The 24,177-nt window shown below is 52.8% G+C and carries 11 protein-coding genes; 3 read left to right on the forward strand and 8 right to left on the reverse strand.

Annotated elements, in window-relative coordinates; all coding sequences use genetic code 11:
- Window positions 1-104 precede the first annotated feature (104 nt).
- The 7 genes from AB1L42_RS11500 to AB1L42_RS11530 all read right to left on the reverse strand — a co-directional run bounded on the left by AB1L42_RS11500 (window position 105) and on the right by AB1L42_RS11530 (window position 13,104).
- The gene (locus AB1L42_RS11500) at window positions 105-2,120 is read right to left on the reverse strand and encodes a DUF4340 domain-containing protein (RefSeq protein WP_367055061.1); all 2,016 of its coding nucleotides are present in this window, start codon (window positions 2,118-2,120) and stop codon (window positions 105-107) included.
- Window positions 2,121-2,173: 53 nt separating this feature from the next.
- Window positions 2,174-4,867 (reverse strand): Gldg family protein, encoded by a 2,694-nt coding sequence (locus tag AB1L42_RS11505; RefSeq protein WP_367055064.1) that lies wholly within the window; start codon window positions 4,865-4,867, stop codon window positions 2,174-2,176.
- Between the two features lie 100 nt (window positions 4,868-4,967).
- Window positions 4,968-5,699, reverse strand: a complete 732-nt coding sequence (locus tag AB1L42_RS11510; protein WP_367055067.1) for an ATP-binding cassette domain-containing protein — start codon at window positions 5,697-5,699, stop codon at window positions 4,968-4,970.
- Window positions 5,700-5,914: 215 nt separating this feature from the next.
- On the reverse strand, window positions 5,915-6,652 hold the full coding sequence (ispD, locus tag AB1L42_RS11515; protein ID WP_367055070.1) for a 2-C-methyl-D-erythritol 4-phosphate cytidylyltransferase: 738 nt from the start codon (window positions 6,650-6,652) through the stop codon (window positions 5,915-5,917).
- Between the two features lie 134 nt (window positions 6,653-6,786).
- Complete coding sequence (gene dnaA, locus AB1L42_RS11520; RefSeq protein WP_367055074.1) at window positions 6,787-8,271, reverse strand: chromosomal replication initiator protein DnaA; 1,485 nt, start codon at window positions 8,269-8,271, stop codon at window positions 6,787-6,789.
- 875 nt (window positions 8,272-9,146) lie between these two features.
- The gene (locus AB1L42_RS11525) at window positions 9,147-9,824 is read right to left on the reverse strand and encodes an LON peptidase substrate-binding domain-containing protein (RefSeq protein WP_367055077.1); all 678 of its coding nucleotides are present in this window, start codon (window positions 9,822-9,824) and stop codon (window positions 9,147-9,149) included.
- A gap of 322 nt (window positions 9,825-10,146) precedes the next feature.
- Window positions 10,147-13,104 (reverse strand): hypothetical protein, encoded by a 2,958-nt coding sequence (locus tag AB1L42_RS11530; RefSeq protein WP_367055080.1) that lies wholly within the window; start codon window positions 13,102-13,104, stop codon window positions 10,147-10,149.
- Window positions 13,105-13,387: 283 nt separating this feature from the next.
- Between AB1L42_RS11530 and AB1L42_RS11535 the strand changes: the two genes are divergently transcribed.
- From AB1L42_RS11535 to AB1L42_RS11545, 3 genes are all read left to right on the forward strand, one after another.
- The gene (locus tag AB1L42_RS11535) at window positions 13,388-13,927 is read left to right on the forward strand and encodes an RNA polymerase sigma factor (RefSeq protein WP_367055083.1); all 540 of its coding nucleotides are present in this window, start codon (window positions 13,388-13,390) and stop codon (window positions 13,925-13,927) included.
- 11 nt (window positions 13,928-13,938) lie between these two features.
- The gene (locus tag AB1L42_RS11540; protein ID WP_367055086.1) at window positions 13,939-17,226 is read left to right on the forward strand and encodes a WD40 repeat domain-containing serine/threonine-protein kinase; all 3,288 of its coding nucleotides are present in this window, start codon (window positions 13,939-13,941) and stop codon (window positions 17,224-17,226) included.
- A 388-nt stretch (window positions 17,227-17,614) separates the two neighbouring features.
- Window positions 17,615-21,565 (forward strand): DUF6797 domain-containing protein, encoded by a 3,951-nt coding sequence (locus tag AB1L42_RS11545; RefSeq protein ID WP_367055089.1) that lies wholly within the window; start codon window positions 17,615-17,617, stop codon window positions 21,563-21,565.
- A 54-nt stretch (window positions 21,566-21,619) separates the two neighbouring features.
- Here the strand turns inward: AB1L42_RS11545 and AB1L42_RS11550 are convergent, their stop codons facing one another.
- Window positions 21,620-24,094 (reverse strand): PQQ-dependent sugar dehydrogenase, encoded by a 2,475-nt coding sequence (locus AB1L42_RS11550; protein WP_367055092.1) that lies wholly within the window; start codon window positions 24,092-24,094, stop codon window positions 21,620-21,622.
- Window positions 24,095-24,177 lie beyond the last annotated feature (83 nt).

The raw sequence follows: 24,177 nt of genomic DNA on the forward strand, positions 1-24,177 counted from the left end.
AAAGCCCGCTCGCGTAAATCGCTGACATCAAAGCAGAACACGCTCTGAACCCATGGACGAATTGGCTCAGAACGTGTTGTTTCGAAATCGCGACGAACTTTTTTCTATGAGTCCGATTCAGGTTCCGAGTCGTCAGTACCTGATTCATTGGAACTCTCTTCAGATGACGACTCTTCACTCTCATCGGAGGCCTCCGCAGTTGGCTCTGTCGATTCAGGCTGATCGGAAGCACCTGCTTCCCCTGAGTTCTCTGGAGACTCTTCAGGAAGATCAGGCTGAGGCGGCCTTTCCGGGTTGGCGCTGTCTGGTTGAGCACCTTCAGTTGAAGGGCTCTCTTTTTCCTCATCGACAGGCTCCGATGTCTCTTCCGGCTTTTCATTCTCCGACTGCGGCTGAGAAGCTTCAGGATCAGTCGTTGTCTCTTCGGAAGTTGGTTCTTCAGGAGACTCCGGTTTCGTCATTTCCGGTTGAGCGGGTGTCGTTGTTTCCGGGGCAGTTTCGGGAGGTGTGCTCTCTTGTACTTCCTTCGCTTCGACGAGGTCGGTTCGGTTCAATTTCATCCGGTCGAAAACATCCGCCCCGATCACGTAGTACCAGTCAGCAAAGCGGCGATTCAAGTCGATGACTCGTTCCTCTCCCGCTTTCATTTTCTCTTCGTAGTCTCTCAGAGCGATCTCGTAGACTTCCAGATCTTCCTGATACCTGGCGAGAGCAGCTTCGTATTCCTCTTGGGCTTTTGAAGCTTCGTTGTCGGTTTCTTTATCACCCTCACTCTGTTCGGCGTTTTCATCACCATCCGCTTTGGCTTCGCCATTGGAGTCTTCTGGCTTCTCTGCCTCAGCGTCTTGTAAGGGAGGTTCCGGCTTAACAGGTGGAGTTGGCTTTTCACCGAGCAATGCTGGATCGAACTGGGCAGTCACGAAGAGGTAGCGGCTCTTTGTCAGATCATCCAATGTTTCTTCTGTCTCGCCGTCTGCTGCTTCGACCTCTTCGTTTTCGTCAGATGCCTCTTCTGAAGACTTCTCTTCGTCGGATGACTCTTTACTGTCGTCTCCATCTTCGGTGGCTTTCTTTCCGACTTCGATGTCGACGTCGGTTCCGGTGAATTCTTCTCCGAATCGCAGAACGTACAGGACTCCATCGTTGGCACCAACGAGCACTTCTCCTTCGTTCGAAAGGATTCGCCCCTGACGTTGATCGATGAAGAATCCTTTGTCTTGAAGATCGAGCATATCGAAAGCGGTAATCGAAACTCCCGCTTCGGCTTTCAGGTCAGCACTGATTCCATCCGGTTTCTTTCTGACCCCAACGATCGAAAGATCATCGAGGGCCAGAAGCATCGCGTTGATATTGCTGGCGTTCAGTTCTTCTGTCTTTTCATCCAACCCGTCAAGATTCCAGTCTGCCTGGGCGCCATCTCGGGTCAGAACCAATCGGTCCCCCTGAACAACCACACCACGAGCTTCGTCCACCTGATAACGATCGACGATCAACTCTTTAACATTGTTGCGTTCGACGTCGAGAATGTCTCGCAAGATCCAGTCCGAGAACTTCGTCGAGATTTCGAACTCGCCAAGGTTGGCAGTATAGAAACGATCTTCGCCCGCTGCCCGAACGTAATAGACGTTTTCCTGCCCCTCAACTGGCATCCCGACGATGAAGTCAGCGACGACTTCTTCGCCTTTTGACAACGTGATTCGGTCACCGAAACCTTCACTCGCTGAGTTCTCCTGATCAAGCGGGTCGAGCAATTGATAACGCTTGTGAGCTGCCTTCGTACGTTCAACGAGGGCTTGACGTTCCACACCAATCATTGACGCGGCCGTCGTGGCAAGTTGATCTTCGCCATCCGCCGGGTACTCGTGATGGGAAGGAATTCGCCACGTTCCGTCTTTGAATTCAACACTGAACAGATCGGTCTGCCCGGTCTCTTCGTTGAACGATGCAACTCTCAACCCGGTCACAGCATTCGGGTCAACAAATTCCGGAAAGAATTCTGTTCCGACATCTGAAAACCCTTCTAGATCTGCGGGCTTATAGATGCGATGGGTTGCGAAACCGACGCCCAGCGACAGAAGCGCCACTCCGGCGAAGACAAGTGTTTTAACTGACTGAGTCATATCAATAACCCTCATGGGGGCGAGTAATAAAGTGAATGATTCTGGAGTTCGAATTACCGCAGGCGATCCTCTGAGATGCCCTTCCGCTCTGAGAAGAGACGGGCCACGACGACGATGACTCCCAGCAGGATCGCGGGAATCGGAGGAATCAAAACTCCGAGCATCCAGAAACCGCGTTCGATCTTGCGAATTTCCTGTTCGGTCTCAATCCGAACCCGCCGCACGCGCTCATTCTTTGCGCGTTCAATCTCTTTTTCTTTTTGAGCGAGTTTTCTGTTCTCTGCTTCCTGAGCATTTCGCAGTCGGACTTGAATGGCACCTGCATCGACGTTGCCCTTCTGCATTTCCTCTCGCAAGCTTTCCAGAACTCCATCGAGTCGCTCTTTGGCTTCTTCAACAGCGGTTTCTGCTTCGTCGTTTGCTTTTTCGACTTCTTCGCTGCGGCGCTGTTCGAAGGTTCGTTTCTCTTTCTCAAGAGCGGTCAACGTGCGGTGCATTGCACGACGTTTTCGCAGTTCGATGAATCGTTCATCGCCAGCCAGGTAATCGACACAGTTCAACACGAAGAGCACGTTGTCGATTTTGAGGTCGTACATCTGACGCTGCCAGACGTCAAACATGACGTCGTTGATCATATCGATGTCCGCCACAAAGATTCCGTACACGCCTTTCTTCTCGTCCATCTCGGCAGGAGACTTGGCCCCTTCCGGACGAACCATCGCAGCGAGCACGTAGGACTCGTCATCGGCACGATAGAAATCAGGTTGGCGAAGCTGGCGACCGCCGAAGATTCCGGGAGTCGTAATCTGATCCCACATGCTCACCCCGGTGCTCGACTTTCGAGAACGCAGCAACTCGATGAATTCGAGCTGCGTGTTCGGGTCTCGCTCAATGAAACCGGGATAGAACACGATCATCTCCTGCAGCCCAGAAGAGATTGGATTGTCAGGAATCTGTTGTGATTCAGGATCTTCTTCTGTGTCCGCGAGGAAAATCAGTTCCTTCGGGAAAACATTGGCGTATCGCGGATGAGGATTTGTCAAATCGAACAGACTCTCCGTGACATCCCATCGAAGGCCCATTGCATCGAGGAGGCTGGTCGCTAAACCGTTGTCCGCCTTCGGTTCGCCTTGTTGCTGTTGCATCCCAAACATGCCTCCACCAGGACTTGGCTTGGCTTCCAACGGTGCCCCTTGCAGACCGGGAGGGAAGAACCGCGGAACGGGATCATCGAAGACGAGGATCGGATTCCCGGATTCTACATAAGCAACGAGATTGTCCATTTGAGGCTGCGTCAGCGAAGACGGCAGAACGGCGATGAGAACATCAATTTCCGCTTCGATCGGGCTATCAGGAGAAACTTCGATGACGTCGTATTGTTTCTTAAGTTCACTGACAATCTGCCATTCCGGTTGGCTTCGAAATGACTGCTGATCGAACCCACCCAGCACGTTGGCGTCGGTTGCCAGAATTCCAACTCGACGTCGCTTTTCCGTTGTGACCGTTCCGAGTGAGCGGGTCAGTTCATACTCGATGGGTGTTCCGCGATCGAAGAACGGAATAATGACCGTGTCGAATCCGCTCGACATAACGACCCCGAGATAGACATCTTCGACTGAGAATCGACCGTTGTCCTGACTTTGAATTTGTCGCGGTTCAATCCCCAGACTCCCAGCTTCTTCGGCCGCTTCGCTATAGGGTTCGACATCGACAAAACGGACCTGAATGTTCTTTCCGCCTCGCTTGTCGTACTCACGCAGCTTGTCGATCAACTCTTTGCGGACAGGCACATACTCCTGCGGGACTTCCGGAGAGATAAACGCCTGAATGGTCACCGGACGTTCATCGTCCAGTTCTTTCAGAATGTCGAGCGATGTCGGCGAAAGCGTGTGGAGGTGTTCCGAAGTCGTGTCGACATCCATGCCCGCCACAGCGAGTGAATAAGTCAAACTCATCAATGCGATGGCAAGACAAGCAGTTCGGATGATGTATTGTGCCCCCATCTCCTTGGCATTCTTTCCGCCAGCCCAATGCCGTCGGGCAATGACGACTGAGTTGAGATACAGGAAGAACGCGGTCAGCCCCACGAAGTAGAAGATTCCGCTGTATGTCACTTTACCTGAAGTGAATCCCTGCAGGTGACCACTCACGCCGAGCGGTTCAGTGATGCCGAGCGTGTCGTGCAGAAAAGTTGAGATTCCAGGGATCCGATCGATGAAAATCGGGATCGCACAAATCGCGGTGCCCAGCACGAAAGCGATGGTTGCACTGCTCGTCAAAACAGAAGCAAACATTCCCGCAGCCAGCAACGCGCCTCCTGCCAGCCAGTAGCCGAGATAGGTTGTGAAAATCAGGCCCCAATCCGGATTCCCCAGAATCGACAACACAAACGCATGCGTCAACGAAAAGATCAATGCAACGGTGTAGACCGACAAGACCGCGAGATATTTCCCGATCAAAATCTCAAAATCTGACGCAGGCAGAGTGAAGAGCAACTCGTCCGTTCCGAGCTTCTTCTCATCTGCCCAGGCGGTCATGGTGATCGCAGGGACAATGAACAGCAGCAGCAGCGGAAACCTCGCGCTCAGCTGATCCAGGTTGGCAAGGTTGTCAGCAAAGAAGTCTTCGTTGAATGCGAGAAACGCTCCCGCGACGACGAAAACGACGATAAACAGGTAACCGAGCATTCCGGAGAAGTAGCTGGTTACGTTTCGCTTGAACACTGCGAGGATCACGTTGCTGCGCATCTCGACTCTACAATCTGTTGGTTTCAAACAAGGTTCGACTGACCGTGCCAGACAGTCATGGCACTCAACCCACTTGCTGTTGTTTCACAAGACCAGCGTTTCAAACTCCGCCAGTCAATTCCCGGAAGCGCTCTTCCATATTTCCGGACTCGCCCTTCATCTCATCGACGGTGCCATCGAGCACAATTCTTCCGCGATTGATCAGAATCACTCGATCACAAACTGCCTCAACCTCTGAAAGAATATGGGTCGAGAGAAGGATCGTTTTGGACTGGCCCAGTTCACGAATCAGATCACGAACCTGAAAGGTCTGATTGGGATCAAGACCACTGGTCGGTTCGTCGAGGATGAGAACTTCCGGATCGTGTAGCAGAGCGTGAGCCATTCCGACTCGCTGACGATACCCGCGAGACAGCTTCCCGATCTGCTTTCCCCAGACATCGCCGAGAGAGCATTTGTTAGCCACGTAGTCCATCCGGCTCTTGAGCGTGGATGCCTTCAACCCGCGCGCCTGACCGAGATACTTCAGCAGCCCTTTCGGGGTCATCTCGTTGTACAGCGGCCCGTTTTCGGGGAGGTACCCGATCAACTCGCTGGCGGCAATTCGATCTTCAGCGACTGCAAAGCCTCCGATGCGGGCTTCTCCATCACTGGGTGTCAGAAACCCCGTCAGCAGTTTCATTGTGGTGGACTTGCCTGCTCCGTTCGGCCCGAGGAACGCTGCAATCTGCCCCTTCGGAACAGAGAACGTCACATTCTCTGTGGCAATGAACGGACCGTAGTATTTGCTCAGCCCCTTGGCATCAATCATCGGGTCGTTACATTCGACCATATCTTTCTCCTGTCTCCAGCCTCAGCGATTGGGACACCATAACGTGTTGCCGCAAACAGCGGTATGCCCCCGGAGGAATTGGCAATTTTTTGAAATTGCTCACAGCTGGAAGTCTTTCCGAATCTCCTCACTGAGAAGCGGATATTAATTGAGAGTCGATCACAATTCGTCAAGTGAAAGGATCTGACAGAGAGAAAATTCTCAGAGGTTGCCCACTATGAACCAGGAGCCCGATCGTTAAACGGGGTGGGCGAGGAAGCGTCAGACCGACGCGATTCGTGCTGCAATATGGCTTCAGCGAGAAACAAATCTTCCTTTGTCGTGATCTTCAGATTCAGCGGATCACCTTCAACAACGTGAACAGCCCTTCCAGTTCGTTCGACGAGTTGAGCTTCATCGGTCGTGAGATTGTTTCCACGATTCTGATAAGCGTCGACAAGGACTGAACTCCGAAAGGTTTGTGGCGTCTGGGCAGCCCAGAGACTGGAGCGATCGACCGTTTCTACGATGCAATGTTCCGCAACTCGCTTCACCGTGCTGGAGATCGGAACTCCGGGAATTGCTGCGTCACTTTCGATTGCCTTTTGAAAAACCCGATCGATCACTTCAGGACTGATCATCGGACGGGCGGCATCATGCACAGCGACGAAATCGGTCTCGTCGGAGATCGACCTCAGCGCATTCTCAACGGAGTTCATGCGTTCAGCTCCGCCTTCAACGACCGAGACTTGCAGTCTCTTCAACTGAGCTTGGAACGTCTCGCGGAACCATTCGACATCCGATGCGGAAACGACGACGACGATTTGCTGAACATCGTTTCTCGCCCGAAACGGTTCAACAGCCCTGACCCACACCGGCTGTCCGTTGAGATCGATGAACGGTTTCTTTCGCCCTGCCCCACCGAAACGAGTACTCTTCCCGGCGGCCGGGAGAATGACAGCGAACGTTGACATGTTACTCACTCGCAATGAAACGTTCTGGCGATGAAACGTCGTTCAACTGTTCGCAGCACTGGCTGAATTTGGCTTGATGGAATGAACGCTTCGGTTGATCGGGCGAATTCCTGAAGACCAGAACGTGCGATGCTTTAGCCAGCTTGAATTCTGTCCTTCAAGGTATCGATCAGATCCTGCAGTTGCCAAGTCTCTGAGGCAATGCGAATCACGCCGCTCTCTTGCAACTGGTGATCGATCTTTCGCTCTGCCGACATCACGGTGCTGTGATTCCGTCCACCAAAGTACTGACCGATTTCACTGTAGGGTGTTTGAGTCAACTTGCGTGCGAGGTACATCGCAAGCATCCGAGGTTGCGCGACGGATTGCTTACGAGTCTTCGACTTCAGCACTCCCTCTCCCACACCAAACAGTCCGCACACGGCATCTTCAACATCCGCCAGACGAACGATGCGTAAACAATCCCGTTCGAGTTGACTCAGCAGCTTCTTCGCGATGGTGACCGTGATCTTTTTCTTCGTCATCTGACTCCAGGTGGAAAGGATGTTCACAGCCCCTTCCAACTCGCGACAACTTCCAGTCATACGATTCGCAACCGCTTCCACAACCGACTCGGAAATCTCACAGCCTTGTCGCTTTGAATGTCGACGAACGACTTCCCGGCGAGTCTCCAACTGGGGACGATCGAGTCGACATACCAGTCCGGAAACAAGTCGACTCGACAATTCGTCAGGTGTCTTCGCAAGAAGTTGTGGATGTCGATTCGCAGTGACAACAACCTGCTTGCCTGCAAGTTCAAACTCTTTAATGGTGTGTAGAAACTCTTCCTGCGTCGCCTTCTTGCCGTCCAGAAAATCGACATCATCGACCAGTAGAACATCGACTGAGCGAAATTTCTGACGAAAGCTAGGAAGTGATTTTGCGCTGTATGCTTGCGTGAAATAGTTGATGAACTGCTCGGCCGTCAGGTTTAGAACCTGAAGATGAGGAGCTTCTCTGCGGAGCCTCAAATAGATCGACTCCAAAAGGTGAGTCTTTCCATTTCCGACACTGGAATAGAGATACAACGGAGAGACAGAACCGGGTTCTGCGACCACTTGATGGACTGCGGCGACAGCAAGTTCGTTACATGGACCGACAACAAAGTCAGTCAACGAACGAGAGCGTTTGCCAATGCGACGCTTCTTTGTCGCGTTCGATTCAGTCGTCGCTCGATAGGTGCTGTACTGCTTCTTCGATCCGCTCGGTGTCGAAGGCTGGGCATGGTAAGTCATCTGTCCGTTGGAACCGGACGATGCTTGTTCATTCCCCGCTGGTTCGTCTGCCTGCGGTGTCTTGACTGAAACGACCGGAGGGATGTCGAAACCGACTTCATAACGAACGGAAGCGGATGGCCCCATCACCTCTGCAGCAGCAGTTCCGAGCTGAACTCCGAATTTCTTCTGAATCCATTTCACAAGATACGGACTGGCAACATAGACGACCAACTCTGCTTCTTGAACCTGCAGTCTCGTCGATGTTCCAAACCAATTCTCATAGCGCTTTGACCCAATCTGGTCTTCGAGGTGTTTCTGGATTGATTCAACTTCTTGATGAACCGACATGCGTTCGGGCGGCATCGTGCAACCCTTCCATGCGCGTACCTTCTACCTGAGCCGGATGGTAAAACGTGCGTTTCGAGGGATCAAAACTGCACTCCGTTGCGATTTCGCGGTGCAAGCGCGGAGAATCGCGAAAGCAGAAGATTCGCGTCACAAAATGGATGAAGAGCCCGCCGTAATGGCGGCGCTCGTGGATGGATTCACTTACTCAACACACGCGATACTACTGATCGAAATCCCGGCGTCAATTGTAAAAGGAAGGTGAAGTTCCACGAATTATTTTCGAAAGTGGATGGCCTGATTGAATCCGCGAAATAGTTCAAACTCCTCATCAAAGCGGAACAGACTCGTGTTGAAAAAGTGTGTGAAACGCATCTTCGGCAGCTGATTCCTCATCGACTTCAACAACGTTTTTGAACGTCGTTGCCATCGCAAATGACCATCGTGCAAGTGATTGCGTTCACACTCAACAAGGTCGTCCAATCTCGTCATGTTCATCGACAGCACAACTCCCGAATTGGAAGTTTCCGAAGACATCTCACAGACAGAACGACGAACCGCAAGTTCTCCACATTCACTGAACAGCCGTTGAAAAGACTCAACCCGTCAGAGAAGAATTACGCACAAGCCAGGCGAACCTGACAGCTCAGCGAGCAGCTTTGAACAATTCCCGAACAACTCTCACCCTCAGCGAAGTTGATCACTGAATGCATGCGTCATTCGCGAATTCATTGAAACCGGAAGAGCCGCAAACACTGCTCGAGAAATCAAAACGACAAGTGCGAAGCGTCGAGAACGTTTTCTGATTCAGTTTGCACTGACTCTCATGAGCGAACTCAACTTTCGAGTGAGTGAGATCGCAGAAGTGAGTGCACCTGAGAGAGCTGCTTGCTTTAGTTCCAACTGAAGTCGGGCTCGTAGAGTTCGCCACTATCTCTGCGGTGTTGATGCAGAATTTCGGCGAGCTTCGTCGCCCGTGTCAGTACGCAGCGTTCAGCCAGCAGTTTCAGTTTCGTCTGCAGATCCAATCGAAGATGAAAGCTGAGCAAATCTGTGAGCAGCCGCAGAGTGAGATTACTGCCGAGCTTGGGCAAGTCTGGATCTTCACCCGTTCGACTCTTCAGCAGTCCGGTGAACTCCTGAACAAGAAAGTCGAACAATCGCTTCGTACTCGCTGAAGCATTGGGTTCCCACTCCGGAAGAATCTCCACTTCCGCCTCTCGATACATGTGAGAGAGCGGGTATTCACGCTGAATTCGCGCACGCGTCAGACCTGCCAGCACGATCCCATGAGTTCCGTTTTCGTTCTTCTTGTGCGCGATGACTTTGCCGATGCACACATCTCGTGCAATCGGGGGAGTTCCAATTCCTGAGTCATCTCCAGAATTCGTCAGCGTCGCCATCGTGATCAAAGAATCGGATCGCTGTGCTGCCTCGATCAGTTCACAATACCGAGGCTCGAAGAGATGCAGTGGCTCAATGTTCCCGGGAAACAGAACATGGTCCGGAAGCGGAAAGAGACGCACCGATCCCCCAAAGTCATCGGGAATTTGAATGTTCTCACCTTTCATCTGTCACGACTTTCGCGATCCACGGGAAGACTCCGACGGATCTCAATTCAATCACGCTTCGGAGTCGAAACTCAATACTGCTTGTCACGCTCGCTCGATGCTCAACACAACGAGTCATTCGCAGCTGAAATTGGACATGCAATCTTTCACGCGATCCGCCGGTGAAATAAGGTTTAGTGCTGAGGCCAGACCACAGGTCGATCCGTACCGGTGACGCAATGAATTCTGCAACCGTTATTGTACACGCGAAGATGGTTTGACCAGCGGTGACATTTCCGATTCGGACGTTTTTCACGCGAACCGTGTCCACCTTCGAGACTGATTATTCCAGAGCCTGTGAAGAGAGAATGAGTTCGCACGCCTGCTCGATTTCTTCCGTGGAGACTCTTCGTAGTCCTCCCGAGGAATCAACCATGCGATCGGAAAGAACGAGACACCACGCCCGCAGAACCTCGTCAGATGGAATCTCATTCCTCAACCGAGCCCACGGAATGCTGCGAATTCCGGCATTGGTCCGAAACAGCAGTTTCCCATCACCCTTCGAAAAGAACGGTCGAAGGGATGAGGATTGCCAGTCAACGGAGTCTTTGATCAAGCGCCGTGAAATCGGCTGCCCCGTATTCAAGTCCCAAAGCCGAATCCCATCCTTGGCAGCGACGAGAATTTGACCTTCCGCATCGGTAATAGTCGCGCGGGCATCTGTCTGAACATGTGTGATCGGAGGGCAGACTTCCACATCTTCAACAGGTCGGAAAACTCGCGTTTGTGACTGCCCCGGTGAGTCGCCACCATTTGTATTGTTCAACACAAGAAATGTTTGTCCGTTAGCAGTCCAGTCTCCGGCTCCCATGACATCAGGGTCAAAACCGACAGGTCCTGCACTCGCACCGGATCTTGTACCTTCGACTGTGAAAATGCACTCGCCGGTTTGCATGTCCCAGATTTCTCGCCCCCCAACGGCGGCCAATCTTCCATCGGGAGAGAGAGTCACAGGACCGGACTTGAACATGTTGGAAATGATGGGCTCAGAAACCGGGCTTCCACGTTCAATCTCAATTGATTGAAGGCTCAGATTCCCAGCGTCGTTCGATTCCGTCTGGTTCATCTCCGTCTTGAGAAGAACTGCTTCCGAGTGAACAGAGCCGTCGACGAGTGTCACATCTCCGGGAAGCTCTCTCACGGCCGCGATCAGTCGCCCATTCGACGGATCGAATCGATAGAGTTGAGTGCGAACGTATTGATCGTCCACAACATTTCTCGTCGTCACGATCAACTCAGCTCCATTGTCCAGAAAATTCACACCAGTCAGAACCGAATCACTTGGCTGGTCGAAAGCAATCAGTTCCGTCGTTGGGTGTCCGGTGGCGACATCATGAACTTGCAGGACACTCACGTAGAGGAATCGATCTTCAGGTAGCGGTTCAAAGTAATGACCTATCGCACAGATCGTTTTGCTCTCAGCGTCAACGATCACACTCGCCCAGGAGATTCCGTCTCCATTCTTGTTGTGCTGGACGAGTTCAAACTCAGTTCCGACTTTCGAAGAGGACTGTATGTCCCATGTGGACACTCTGCGGTTTTCTTCCAGTAATACGACGACGTCGCGTTGACGATTCACAGTCGCTGCGACGATTTCTCTGGGTTGATCGTCCGGAAAATTTTCGACAATTGAACTCCGGCTCTCGAGATCCCAAAGCCAGATTCCGTGCGAATCGATGGTCAGCAAGAAACGAGAGTCGTTCGAAAACGGCTGTTCAAAATGGGTCCCGTCGAAACGCCACGGGGGAGAATCTGGCGTTCCGTCTACCGTTGAGAAAACTTGTTGAGGCGTATCCATCCAAGAATCGAAGAGTCGCACTCTGGCGCCGCGACTGACAAATCGATCCTCTCTCGGAGAGAACCTTGTACTCCAACTCTTTGGAATCCTGATCGGGCGCGACCCATCTTGATCCTCCAGTGTCAAGCGGACTCTTTTGACATGGGTCTCAGGTCGCGACGGAAAATCTTCGGTGTAGTACCGTCCTCCGTGACTGAGCGAAAGTCCTGTTCCCTCCCACTCTTGGGCGACCTCCCCAGCCTCGACATCGTAAGCAAGCATTCGATCCTCACCAACAACAAACAAGTGCTGCCCGTTCTCATGGAATTGCAGCCAGACGTGTGGTTGATAGAGCGGAGGAACCGACAACTCGTTCACCAGTTCCCCCGTCAGCGCATTCCAGATTCGCACAGTGGAGTTGTCTGTGGTAGCGATCATCGATCCATCCGGGTGATAGAGAATCTGACGAGTCGCATAAAACTCGAGGACTTGATCGAGCGGGTCGTGAATTTCTGTTGCTGTGAGCAGATCGTAATGCTGCGGAAGAATGGTATCCGGCCAGTCTCCGCTTCCGTCTTGAGTGACCTGTGCATCGTCGAGTCGAACTCCATGCGGAACTAGAATTCGCAGCCCATCCGGGCTCCGCACAGAATAATCTCCGTAGTCTGTTTGATCATGATGCCCCCAAACAGGAGAGAGAGACTTCAACGTTTCACTGTCGAAAACCTGAGTCCGAATCTTCGAATGCCAACGGCCTGTCATTTGTGATTCGATGACGATAATTTTCGAGTCATCTCCTGAAAAACTGACGTCCAAATGTCCTTTCAATCCGTAGCGTTGATCTTGCAGATTCACCATCTCAGTGAGCGGTTCTCCGGTCGACAGGCTCCATACTCTTCCGAGAGGGACCCCTTGTTGATGTTGGGACACCGTCACTATCCGATCAGAGCCACGTGAGAAGATAAACTTCACGACATCAAACCGATGTTCGAGAACACAGACCTCACGAACCGACGGAAGCTCATAAACGGTGACTGTTTTTCCGCTGGCGACTGCGAGAAACCTTCCATCGGGTGAAAAATCCGCAGACCGGATTCTCGGCCAAAACCCGGCCAGACGCGGGAGATCCCGAATCAACAACCCCAGCCGGAACTGATGAGCAGCCCTTTTCTGGGGATCTTCACCCTCTGACTGATAAGCAGCCCAGAACCAGGGGAGTCCACGGTGCGGGTCCGTTTCGAAGTAAGTTGCTCCCCGCTCCACGAAGAATTGACTCAAGGAGACCATCCCCCCCGGCCTGGGAGAAAGGGAACTGCCCGAGTCGGATGGAATCTCATCACTTCCCACACCGACGCCATGACAGAACGTCATCGCGGTCAATGCGAGTAGAACGAAAACAGCGAATTGCCCAGTTGTTTGAGAGAAGGCGTTTTGAACGGCAGCACAAATCACGCGGACAAACACAAGACTCTCCTTGGAATTTGCATGTGATGTTCGTAGAGAAGTTTCGATTCGGTGGTCAACAAATGGGAATTGAGCAGACGTCCAACGAATCAACATTCTTCGATTCGCGTCATCAGAACAATGTCAATTGCGTGAATCATGCGTCGAAGAGTCTCTCAATTTGACTTTCCTGAGTCGCTGGTCCTACAATCGGGCAGCCTTGGTCAAACTCCATAGACGCTCAGAAGAGGAGTTTTGAACACTCGTGGTTGAAGATCGTCGACTAGCCCTTCATGAAGAATGGATGCGGAAACTGGCGAGCAGAATGCTTGAGCAGTTTCCAACGGTTAGGCGATGGGAAGAAACGGACGACGTGCTTCAAGAGGCATCTCTTCGACTTCATAAAGCTCTGGAATCGACTGAAGTGCTGACTGAGCTGCATTACCATCGGCTGGCCGCTCTCCAGATTCGTCGAGTCTTGCTCGACCTCTCCAAGCGATATCGCGCTCAGGGGAACTCTCTCGCACATCATGAAACCCTGCACGGGGACGAGATTTCGGAACTCCCCGCCACTCCGCCAGCGAACTCTTCTTCGTTGACGCTGGACGACTGGACCGCTTTTCACGAAACAGTCCAAGAGCTGCCGGGTCCGGAAAAGGAGATGTTCGACCTGCTCTGGTATTCTGATCTCACTCAGGAGAAAGCCTCCGAACTTCTGGGAATCAACGTTCGGACGATTCAACGGCGTTGGCGAGATGCCCGCCTCCGGCTTTACAACCAATTGACTGAACTCGGAAGGCAACCCATCCCCCTGAATCGTCAATCGAATTCGATTCAGCATTAGGGTCCCGAACGATGAGCACTTCGGAGACTCCTCTCTACCCACCGGAATCGTACGAGCTGATTCATCAGCTTCTGGAAAGATGGGAAGAACTCCGCGATGAGGGCAATCACGTGACGGCCGAAGAGCTGTGTGCGAACTGGCCCTCCCCCGTTCCGCCCGAAACGCTCGCTGATCTCGACAAATACATCGAAGCTCTCACCAACGTCGACTACTTCATCTCGCCGGCGGCTCCGGTCGAACAGAAGCAGATGATTTCGTCGATCGGCCCGTATCGCGTGGTGGATCACCTCGGTCGTGGCGGAACCTCGGATGTCTATCTCTGTGACCAACTCCTCCCGAAACGAAAAGTCGCCCTCAAGATTTTGATGTTCTCTCACTGCAACGAGAGCATTCAGCGACGATTTCGATTGGAGATTGACCTACTCGCGACACTAATTCATCACGGGATCGCCAGAATTTACGAAGCTGGACTCGCAGATATCGGTCACGGCCCACAGCCTTATTACACAATGGAATACATTGAGGGCGAACGGCTTGAGAAACTGCTGACCAAACCAGTCAGCGATCAGATCAGTCGGAAAGAGCGGCTCGAACTCTTCGACCAGATTGCTGAAGCGATGCAATTCGCTCACAAGAATGGAGTCATTCATCGCGACTTGAAGCCGTCCAACATCCTTGTCGGAACGAACGGCAAGGTCAAAGTCATCGACTTCGGACTGGCAAGGCTCATTGATTCGGAAGCGAATTCAATCGCCGCGACGGCTACGTCGTCTCGGTTTGTCGGCACTCCACTTTATATGAGCCCGGAGCAATACTCCGAAAAATACAACCTGATCGATATCCGAACCGACATCTATAGCCTCGGAGTTGTGCTCTATCAGATGCTGTCGGGCAAGCTTCCGTACGACGTCAACGACAAACCGCTGATCGAGATTGCCAACACCGTTCTCTCCACTCCACCAACTCCGCTAAGCACGGTCCTGCCCTCGGTTTCGAAGACTCTGGAAACGATTGTCATGAAGATGATCGAGAAGGATCCGGGCGATCGTTATCGTTCCATTGCAGATGTCATCAGCGATCTGAAAAACTACCGCGAAGGTCGTCCGATCCTCGCACGTCGTCAGACGGCTTTAGGGGCGTTGCTGCGATGGGGTCGGCATCATCCCCGCGAAGCAGCATTCACCGGAATCACAGCGACTCTTGTCATGGTCAGCTTGATCGTCGCGACCATTTCGAACGTCATTGCAAGGCAACGATCCGAATCCCTGGAAGTTGCATTCACGAGTTTGAACTACGAATTCGAACGGGCAGAACGACAGTCCCGTCTCGCTTCGCGTCACGCCTCTGCCCTCGAGGACGCAAACCAGAGCCTCAACGACTCGAATACTCGATTGGAACGGGCGATTTCCAACGCAACAATGATGCGAGCGTCTCGAAACACTGAGAACAACCCGCAGCTTTCTCAAACACTTCTCGATGATCCAAATTCCGTCGCTCCGGAGATGCGTGGATTCGCGTGGAAGATTCTGAAACAGAAAGCTGACTGGCTCATTACCGAGGGTCGCTGGGACAGAGGACCTATCATCGCTGCCAGTTTTTCAGGAGATGGTGAACGCATTGCATTGGCGAGCATCGGAGCCATCGAAATGCGACGGGCCAGCGATCTTGAACTGCTGTGGGCTGTCAAAGATCGCGTGTCGCCGAACACGTTGCTTGTCACAGATTCGACCGGCCGTCGGATCGTCTACGAAAAAGAAGAGCAAGGGCTCGTCGGATATGACTCTTTAACCGAAACAAAAACCCCTCTCGTCGGTTTAGCTCCAGTCCACGCGACTGCCATGTTTTGCAACCGAGAGAACCAGTTCGCCATCGGCTACAACGACGGAACGGTGGAAGTCTGGAGTGAAGACTTTTCGAGCGTCTCCCAGCGCATGTTCGTGAGGAGTTCTCCCATCATCGGAATCACCTTCGATCTCGGAAGCTCAAACATCGGGACAGTCAGCGCCAGCGGATTTGTCGATCAACTGAATCCCACGACCGGAATCGCCGAGGAGTACATGGAGTTGGGCGTCGCGGGACTTCAACAATCCAGCTTTGACAACACCGGACGCTATTTACTCGCAGGGCGCAAGTTTCGATATCTCGTCGCCTGGGATCTGGTGAGGAAGAAGCAGATCTATTATTCCACTAACGCGGGGCCTCATCTCGCTCCAGTGGTGATCTCAACTCCCAAGGTGCAATTCGGGATCGCATCGCGCGTTCGAGCAGAACTCGTCGGTGTCGAAGGAGACAGCATTCTTCTTCACCTCAAAGACTCCAACATTCGAGCCATGACCACCCCCTATCAGGCCGATCGCGTTGCTATTGCTGACCACGATGGCAACATCAAGATTTATCGAACCGATCCGCCACAGCTACCACGATTGGTTCCCAACCCCCAAGAACGTCTCGGGACAATTCGTTTCCTCGCTCCGAATAAAATGTTCATCGCTGGAGGAACGCATGGGTACGTTTCGACGTTCAACTTTGAAGATCAAACGTCGACGCCTCTCATGCCGAATGGGGGCAGCATTGTCACCGATCTCGAATACATTCCCCAGCGTTCCACGGTCATTCGAACTCTCGCCAAAGGAGAATGCGAATGCTGGACACTGACTGATGACAACGCTGAACTGAAATGGACAATCACGCAAGAACGAATCGTCGACTGCGTCGTCTGCGAGAAGCGGGAAATTGTGTACGGTCTGACGAAAAAGGGAAACTTGATCATCATCAATCTGAACGATGGAACGATCCTCAAGGAACTCCCCGCTCATACTTCTCTCGGCTCGACAATGGCACTCTCACCGGAAGCAAAGCGATTTGTGACCGGAGACGAAGGTGGAAACATACACTGCTGGAATCCGGACACGCTGGAGCGAATTGGCTCTGTCGAAAGCGGTGATTCAAAACTCCACGAAATCCGCTATGCCCCGGACGGTTCCAGCTTTGCCGTAAGTTCGACGGACGGACTCGTGCGAATTTACGACACAAGATCGCTTGAGGAACTTGCCTCTCTGACTGTCCATGCTTCTGCTGTTCGGTCTCTCGATTACTCGCCGGACGGACTCACTCTCGCAACCGGCGGAATGGACGATAATGTCATTCTGTGGGACACAGCGACCTGGCAGCCACAGGTCTCACTCGTCGCCAACGTTGCTGGAGTTCGGTCGATTCGATTCGCCCCGGACGGAAATCGACTCACCGCCATCGGAACTCTGGCCCACATCGCTGTCTGGGACGTCGAACCGATCGAGTGATCGAATTCGTTTGGTGATGCGACTTTCCGCAATCTCTCGAAATTTTCAACTTTTCCTGTCGGGAAGTGATCGCCTCTCTCGCAAGGGAAAGTAGGGAGTACCGTGCGAGTCTTCGAGTTGGTCAAATTGTCCACTCGAAGACTTTTTTATTTCTCAATCAATTTGGCCGAATGCTTCGCCCTGCTCAAAGGGCCAACAGTTTTCTCTTCCCGGCAGACAGCTTCTGCGCCGCGCGTCGCGTAAACATTCCAAACAAATTCTGCTACGCTGATGTGTCGAGACTGGAGGGTTTTCAGAGCAAACATCGAAGCTTCGATTCCGAGTGAATGCGGAGTCGTCGCGAAGATCCAACAGTCGATCGCCTTCGAGACAATTTGGCCCTTGGAGAATGTACGTGCCTGCGAATGCTGTTCGATTCCTCCTCTCTGCCCTCCTCACTCTCTCCCTCTGCGTTTCAGCTCAAGCTGCTCCATTATCCGAGTCTCTTCTGCAAGCGAACGCCGAAGAACTCGCGACTGAAGCGAAGGAGCTCGGCAATCCTCAGCGTGGGGCAATTCTCTTTCATCAAGTCCATATCGGCTGCGTCAAATGCCACTCGGTGGATGGCTCCCGGAACGGCCTCGGTCCAGAGTTAACCGAACTCGCCAAGAGTTCAGGAACTTCCGACGCAGAAATCGTCGCGTCGGTCCTCAAACCTTCGGAAAGGATCCGCGAGGGCTTCGAAACGCATACTGTGCAAACCACATCGGGCAAAGTGATTACCGGACTACTCGTTGAACAGACGAGTGATGCCATCACGTTGCGTGACCCCGGACAAGCGGGGCTGAAAATCACGATCCCGGTCGATGAAATTGAAGAACAACTTCGTCAAACCGTTTCGATCATGCCGACTGGAGTTGTCGATCAACTCGGCAGTCGGCAACAGTTTCGAGACCTGATTCGCTATCTGTTGGAAATCCGAGATGGAGGTCTCGCCCGGGCTCGTGAACTGCAACCTGCTCCGGGACTGATCACTCTCGCTGTCCCGGAGTATGAGAATCACATCGACCATGCGCAGCTGATCGCAAGTCTCGACGACGCCGCTTTCGAACGTGGAGAGCAAATTTACCTTCGCCTCTGCATCAACTGTCACGGCAATCTTGACCATCCCGGATCGCTTCCGACAGCACTCCGATTCGCGGAAGGCAAGTTCAAAAACGGATCAGATCCTTATTCAATGTACCGCACATTGACATACGGAGCCGGCCTCATGGTCCCGCAAACCTGGATGGTTCCACAGCAGAAGTACGACGTCATCCACTACCTCCGCGAAGTTTATCTCAAGGAGGAAAACCCGACTCAGTACACGAACATCGACGACTCTTATCTGAATGCACTGCCAACAGGAGACACTCTTGGCCCGGAACCTGTTGAGTATTCTCCGTGGTCGAACATGGATTACGGAACGTCGATGGTCAACACTTTCGAGATCGGAAACGACGGCGAGAACTTCGCACAAAAGGGCGTGGCCATCCGTCTTGATTCCGGGCCTGGGGGCGTCGCCAAAGGCAATCGCTGGGCAATCTTCGATCACGACACGATGCGCATCGCTGCGGTTTGGGACCGAGATCCCACCTCGAAAGACTCCGGATTCATTAACTGGCAAGGTATCCACTTCGACGGCCGACACGGAACGCATCCTCGAATCGCTGGCACTCTTCAAATCGAGAATCCAACCGGCCCGGGCTGGGCGAATCCGCTGACAGCTGAGTTCGCGGACGATCAACGCGTCACAGGTCGTGACGGTCGAAAATATGGTCCGCTTCCCAAAGGCTGGGCCGATTTCAACGGACTGCACGTTGTCGGCGATCAGACGGTGATTGACTATTCGATTGACCAGACGCGCATTCTCGAAGTCCTCCAAACGACGGGAACAACTTCTCACGAAAATCAAACTTCAGACATCTTCAGCCGACAGCTTCACATCGCCCCAAACTCTCGACCGCTGACGAATCTCATCGCAACTCTCGAAGCAGAGTCGGTTCAGAGCGTCGCTCTCAGCGAGACGGCAGTTGCTCTCATTCCAGACCGCCAAGCTCAAACGCCGCAGTCGGCGAGTCAGTTTGATGGGCGGTCGCTGTATCAACTGAACGATCCTGAAAAGTTCGACACGTACGAAAACGATTTCTCCATCGTCGCTAAGATCCGAACCAGAACCGATGGAACGGTTTTCTCCCGAGCCCCGGAATCGGGTCCATGGGTTCCGAACGGAACATCACTCTTCATTCGAAACGGACGCCTGACCTACGACATTGGCTGGGTCGGCGCGGTGACGTCACGCAAGCGGATCGACGATGGGAAGTGGCATACCGTTGCCATGACATGGCGTCATGAATCAGGAGAGGTCAGCCTCTTCGTCGATGGACAACTCACCGGTTCCGGCGTCCTCAAACCAAAGAAGACTGCAAACCAACTCGCGGCGAAAATTGGATTCACTTCGGAAAACTTCCCTTCAAACAGCCACTTCGAGGGAGAAATCCAACAGTTTGATTTCTATTCCGAAGCTCTGAAAACTCCGAAACTTGTCGCACCGAATTCTGAAGTGAAGAACAACCTTGTCGCATCATTCCCCTTCGGCAATGCAACGCTGGACAGCGACGGGCAACTTGTCGGAATAGAGCAAGTAACGCGAATCACGAACAACTCCGCAAGCTCTAGCGGTCAGCCGAAAGCGATTCTGGCTGGAATCTTAGGAGACGTCGAAGGCTGCCAACTGCATTCAGACGCCAACCGACTATTGCTCACACTCTCTCCGCGAGATCAATCGCGCGATCTTCTGATCTGGACAATGACTCTCGACGCTAATGAGACGACGGAAGAAATGCGATCGATCTCCGAGCAGCTTGTCGATCTGATTGCTGTTGAATCGATTCCGAAACTACTTTCTCAACCACGACCACAGCGCTGGTCGGAGGTCGTCGAGACGGTGGCGACCACTTCACCTCCGAGCGAAGGGTTTCAGATCGACACCATCGCTGTCCCGACTGCCAATCCCTGGTTTTGCCGCATTCGCCTCTCCGGACACGACTTCTTCTCAGATGGCGATACTGCAGCTGTCAGTAGCTGGGATGGAGATGTCTGGCGTGTCAGCGGGTTGTCGACCATTGGCAATGGAGATTCGAATACTCAAAGCAAGCTGCACTGGCAGCGGATCGCCTCCGGTCTCTTTCAGCCACTCGGAGTGAAAATCGTCGACGATATTGTGTACGTCACGTGCCGAGATCAAATCGTTATTCTTCGAGATGAAAACGGTGATGGTGAGACCGATTTCTACGAGTGCTTCAATCAGGATCATCAGGTCACCGAACACTTCCATGAATTCGCGATGGGTCTCCAACGCGATGAACAGGGCAACTTCTACTACGCGAAGTCCGCTCGACATGCACTCAAAGCAGTCGTCCCCCATCACGGCACGCTGCTGAAAGTTTCCCCCGACGGAGAAACGACCGAGATCATCGCCAACGGATTTCGGGCAGCGAATGGTGTCTGTTTGAACCCTGATGGTTCGTTCATCGTCACCGACCAGGAGGGGCACTGGAATCCCAAGAACCGAATCAACTGGGTCACTGCCGGCGGGTTTTATGGAAACATGTTCGGATACCATGATGTGACGGACGAGTCCGATGACGCCATGATTCCTCCGCTGTGCTGGATCACAAACTCGTTCGACCGATCTCCGGCGGAACTGCTCTGGGTCGATACACCTGCATGGGGAAATTTGAACGGGATGCTGCTGAATCTCTCCTACGGCTACGGAAAGATCTATGTCGTTCCACACGAGCAAGTCGGCGATCAGCGACAGGGCGGAATGTGCGAACTCCCGATTCCGCAGTTTCCCACAGGCATCTGTCGCGGTCGATTCCATCCCGATGGATCGCTGTATCTCACGGGGCTGTTCGCCTGGGCCAGCCAACAGCAGAGTGAAGAAGGAGGATTCTATCGCGTGCGGAAAGTGGCTGGGCCGTCCACGCTACCAGTCGAACTCAATGCCAAACAAGGTCGGATGATCATCACGTGGTCAGACCCGATTCATCCGGACACATGTCGAGATCTCGAACGCTTCGAGGTCACAACCTGGGACCTTAAACGGACGGCCCGCTACGGATCGGATCACTACAACGTCAAAAACCTCCCCGTCGAATCAGTTCGATTGTCGGATGATCAACTTCGACTTGAACTCAGCATCCCGGACCTTGCACCAACATGGGGCATGGAAATTCGCTGTCGACTTCTCCTCGAAGATGGTTCCGAAGTTGAAAGAGTCATTCACAACACGATTCACGTGTTGGCAGAAGACTAAAAGAACTCCTGACGTGTAACAAAGAGATTTCACGCTTAGCGAGAAACCAGGAATTCAATCATTCGAATCTGGTTGAGTGTTCTTGTCGCGAGTGGAGTTGTGAAACTCGATGAGTTCCAAAGCACGGGAAGACAGTTTTTCGGCATTCGGCTGATCAACGAAGGTCAGTGAGAACGATTGAGGGACAGAATCGATCAGCCGATCGATTCCCTGTCTGCCGAACCCGAAGACCGTCATTTTGTTCTGCATCTGATAGAAGCGGTCTGCATGGTCGTCGTCTTCGTGATGGACAATCAGCAGTGCTCGATCGAGCTGATGATCACCGAACGCCATCCATTCCGGTGAGGGGAGGTCCCCCTCATGATTCACAGACATGACTTGCGGTGATGATTGATCACTCGACATCCACCAGTCATTTTCATCGAACTCCCCTCCGGGTGTTCCCTCATACAGCACCCAATAATGGCGATCGGCCGGCATTTTGGTCATCGTCCAGGTGAAGTGCTTCGGAAAGAATTCGTACAACGCAGCCCACTCTCCGTTTCCGGAGACTGCTTCGACAACAACTTTCCGTTCGGACTGTTCAACAACACCTGTCGAAGATGGGTCGGTCGCCTGATTTAGAGCGTGAAAGAAGTTTCCTCCCTCTTTGTAAACCGCATTCGGAAATCCGCGATATTCACCGGCAGCACCACTTTTTGCAGCTGGATGAAAACCAAGCCAGTCGTTTCCGTCTCGATCGAGCAGACTGCTCAAGCCTGCTCCGGTTTTCTCGAGAAAGTAGGTCGCTCGCGGTGTCGTCACCTGAAATGCGGGGAGATCTGCCGCTGACGAGTCTTTGGCATCGCTGTCGAGTTGAACGCCTGATGTTTTCGAAGCCTGTGAATCATCTACTGATTTCGGTCGAAATCTCACGAGCGAACCCGTTCCGCCCGCGAACTTGTTGTCGATCACCCAGGCATTTCGAAGCAGGACGTACAAAGACCCATCGTCTCCGAAACGCAAATCAACCGGGCGTCGCAGCCCAGCGGCGAAGTCGGAAACCTGGTCCGGCTGATCCGGATTGAGCCGCTTGATCCAACCATGCACAAAGTCAGCGAAGAAGTAGTCTCCCTCCCATTTGGATGAGAACTCTTTCGGAGCAAAATCTCCGCCGGAAATCGATGCTTGCGGATACCAGTGAACTGGACCTGCATATTGAGAGTCACTCGGTTGAGGGCCGTGATCGACTGTTGGCCATCCATAGTTGACTCCCTTGACTCCCCTATTCACCTCTTCAAATTTACCGCCAACGTCATTGATCAGCATCAGACCATCAGATTTCCGGAATGCGAACGTGAAGGGATTTCGAGCCCCAGACGCCCAGATCGCCTGATATTTTCCTGAAGTCTGATCTAGAAGTGGATTGTCAGCGGGAATGCTTCCGTCCTTATTAATTCGCAGAATCTTCCCGAGAAACGTATCGAGATGCTGCGCGGGCTCGCCGGCAGTTTGTTCGCCAATTCCGATAAACAAATCCCCGTCAGGCCCGAAGTGCAAAGCCCCTCCCTGATGACCGTTCGGAACCTTCCCTCCCATTTCGTTTTGATTGTCACCCACCAGAAGCACCTTCTCGCTGGAGGCAATCGCAACGTTTCCGTCGGCTTCGAATCGACTCACGCGGTGATGAGGATAGGGATCGGCAGCCACCCAACAGACATAGACATAGGGAACTTTCGGAAACTCCGGATCAACAGTCACCCCGATCACTCCCCGCTCCCAGGATGAATCGACAGGCAAAGTCACAAATGGTTCCGGCAGCAACTTTCCATTTTCGACGACGCGCACTTTCCCGGTTTGCTCGCAAATCAAGATGCGGCCATCCGGTAACACTTCGAGGGCGGTTGCCCCATCCAGCCCGGTCAGAATCGTTTCCACTTCATAGCCATCTGCAACGCGAATTGGCCCGTGAATCGATTCCCCCGGCTTTCCGCGCCCTTCCGGTCGAAGAGTCTCCAGATATGCAATGAGATCGGCGAACTGCTCGCTGGAAAGATGTTGAGCAAGACCTTCGGGCATCAATGAAACATCGCTCACTTGCTGCTGATCAATCTCTTCCCGAAGGATGTCACGACTCTTGCCTTCGACCGTCAACAGTGTGACTTCAGTCTCCGACTTCGGTTTGACGATGCCGTTGAGAATTCGTCCATCACTCATCACCAGCGAACTGGTTCGATATCCCTCGACGATTTGCCGAGACGGTTCGAGGAGCGATTCAATGAGATGAGGCCGGTCGAACTTGCCGCCGATCATCGTCAGATCTGGTCCAATGGCTCCTCCCTCAGAACCGACCTTGTGGCAGATCAGGCACTTCGTGACTTCCTCGCTTCGAAAGAGTTCCTTTCCCTTCTCTGGATCTCCAGCTTGTGTCAGTGCGAACTTTGCGAGTTGTTCAGTCTTTAAAGTCGTTTCTTCAGCGGACAAGAAATTCGCTGACATTACCGAGAGCGCGAAACAACAGAGACTCACAGAAGCCGCACATCGAAACATTGGATCTCCTCATCGGACTCGAACTTTGATTCGGATTCTGTTTGAGAGATTTCGTTAGAGAAGTGAATCTCGAATCGACGGAC

Source organism: Thalassoglobus sp. JC818 (genome assembly GCF_040717535.1).
GTDB lineage: Bacteria > Planctomycetota > Planctomycetia > Planctomycetales > Planctomycetaceae > Thalassoglobus.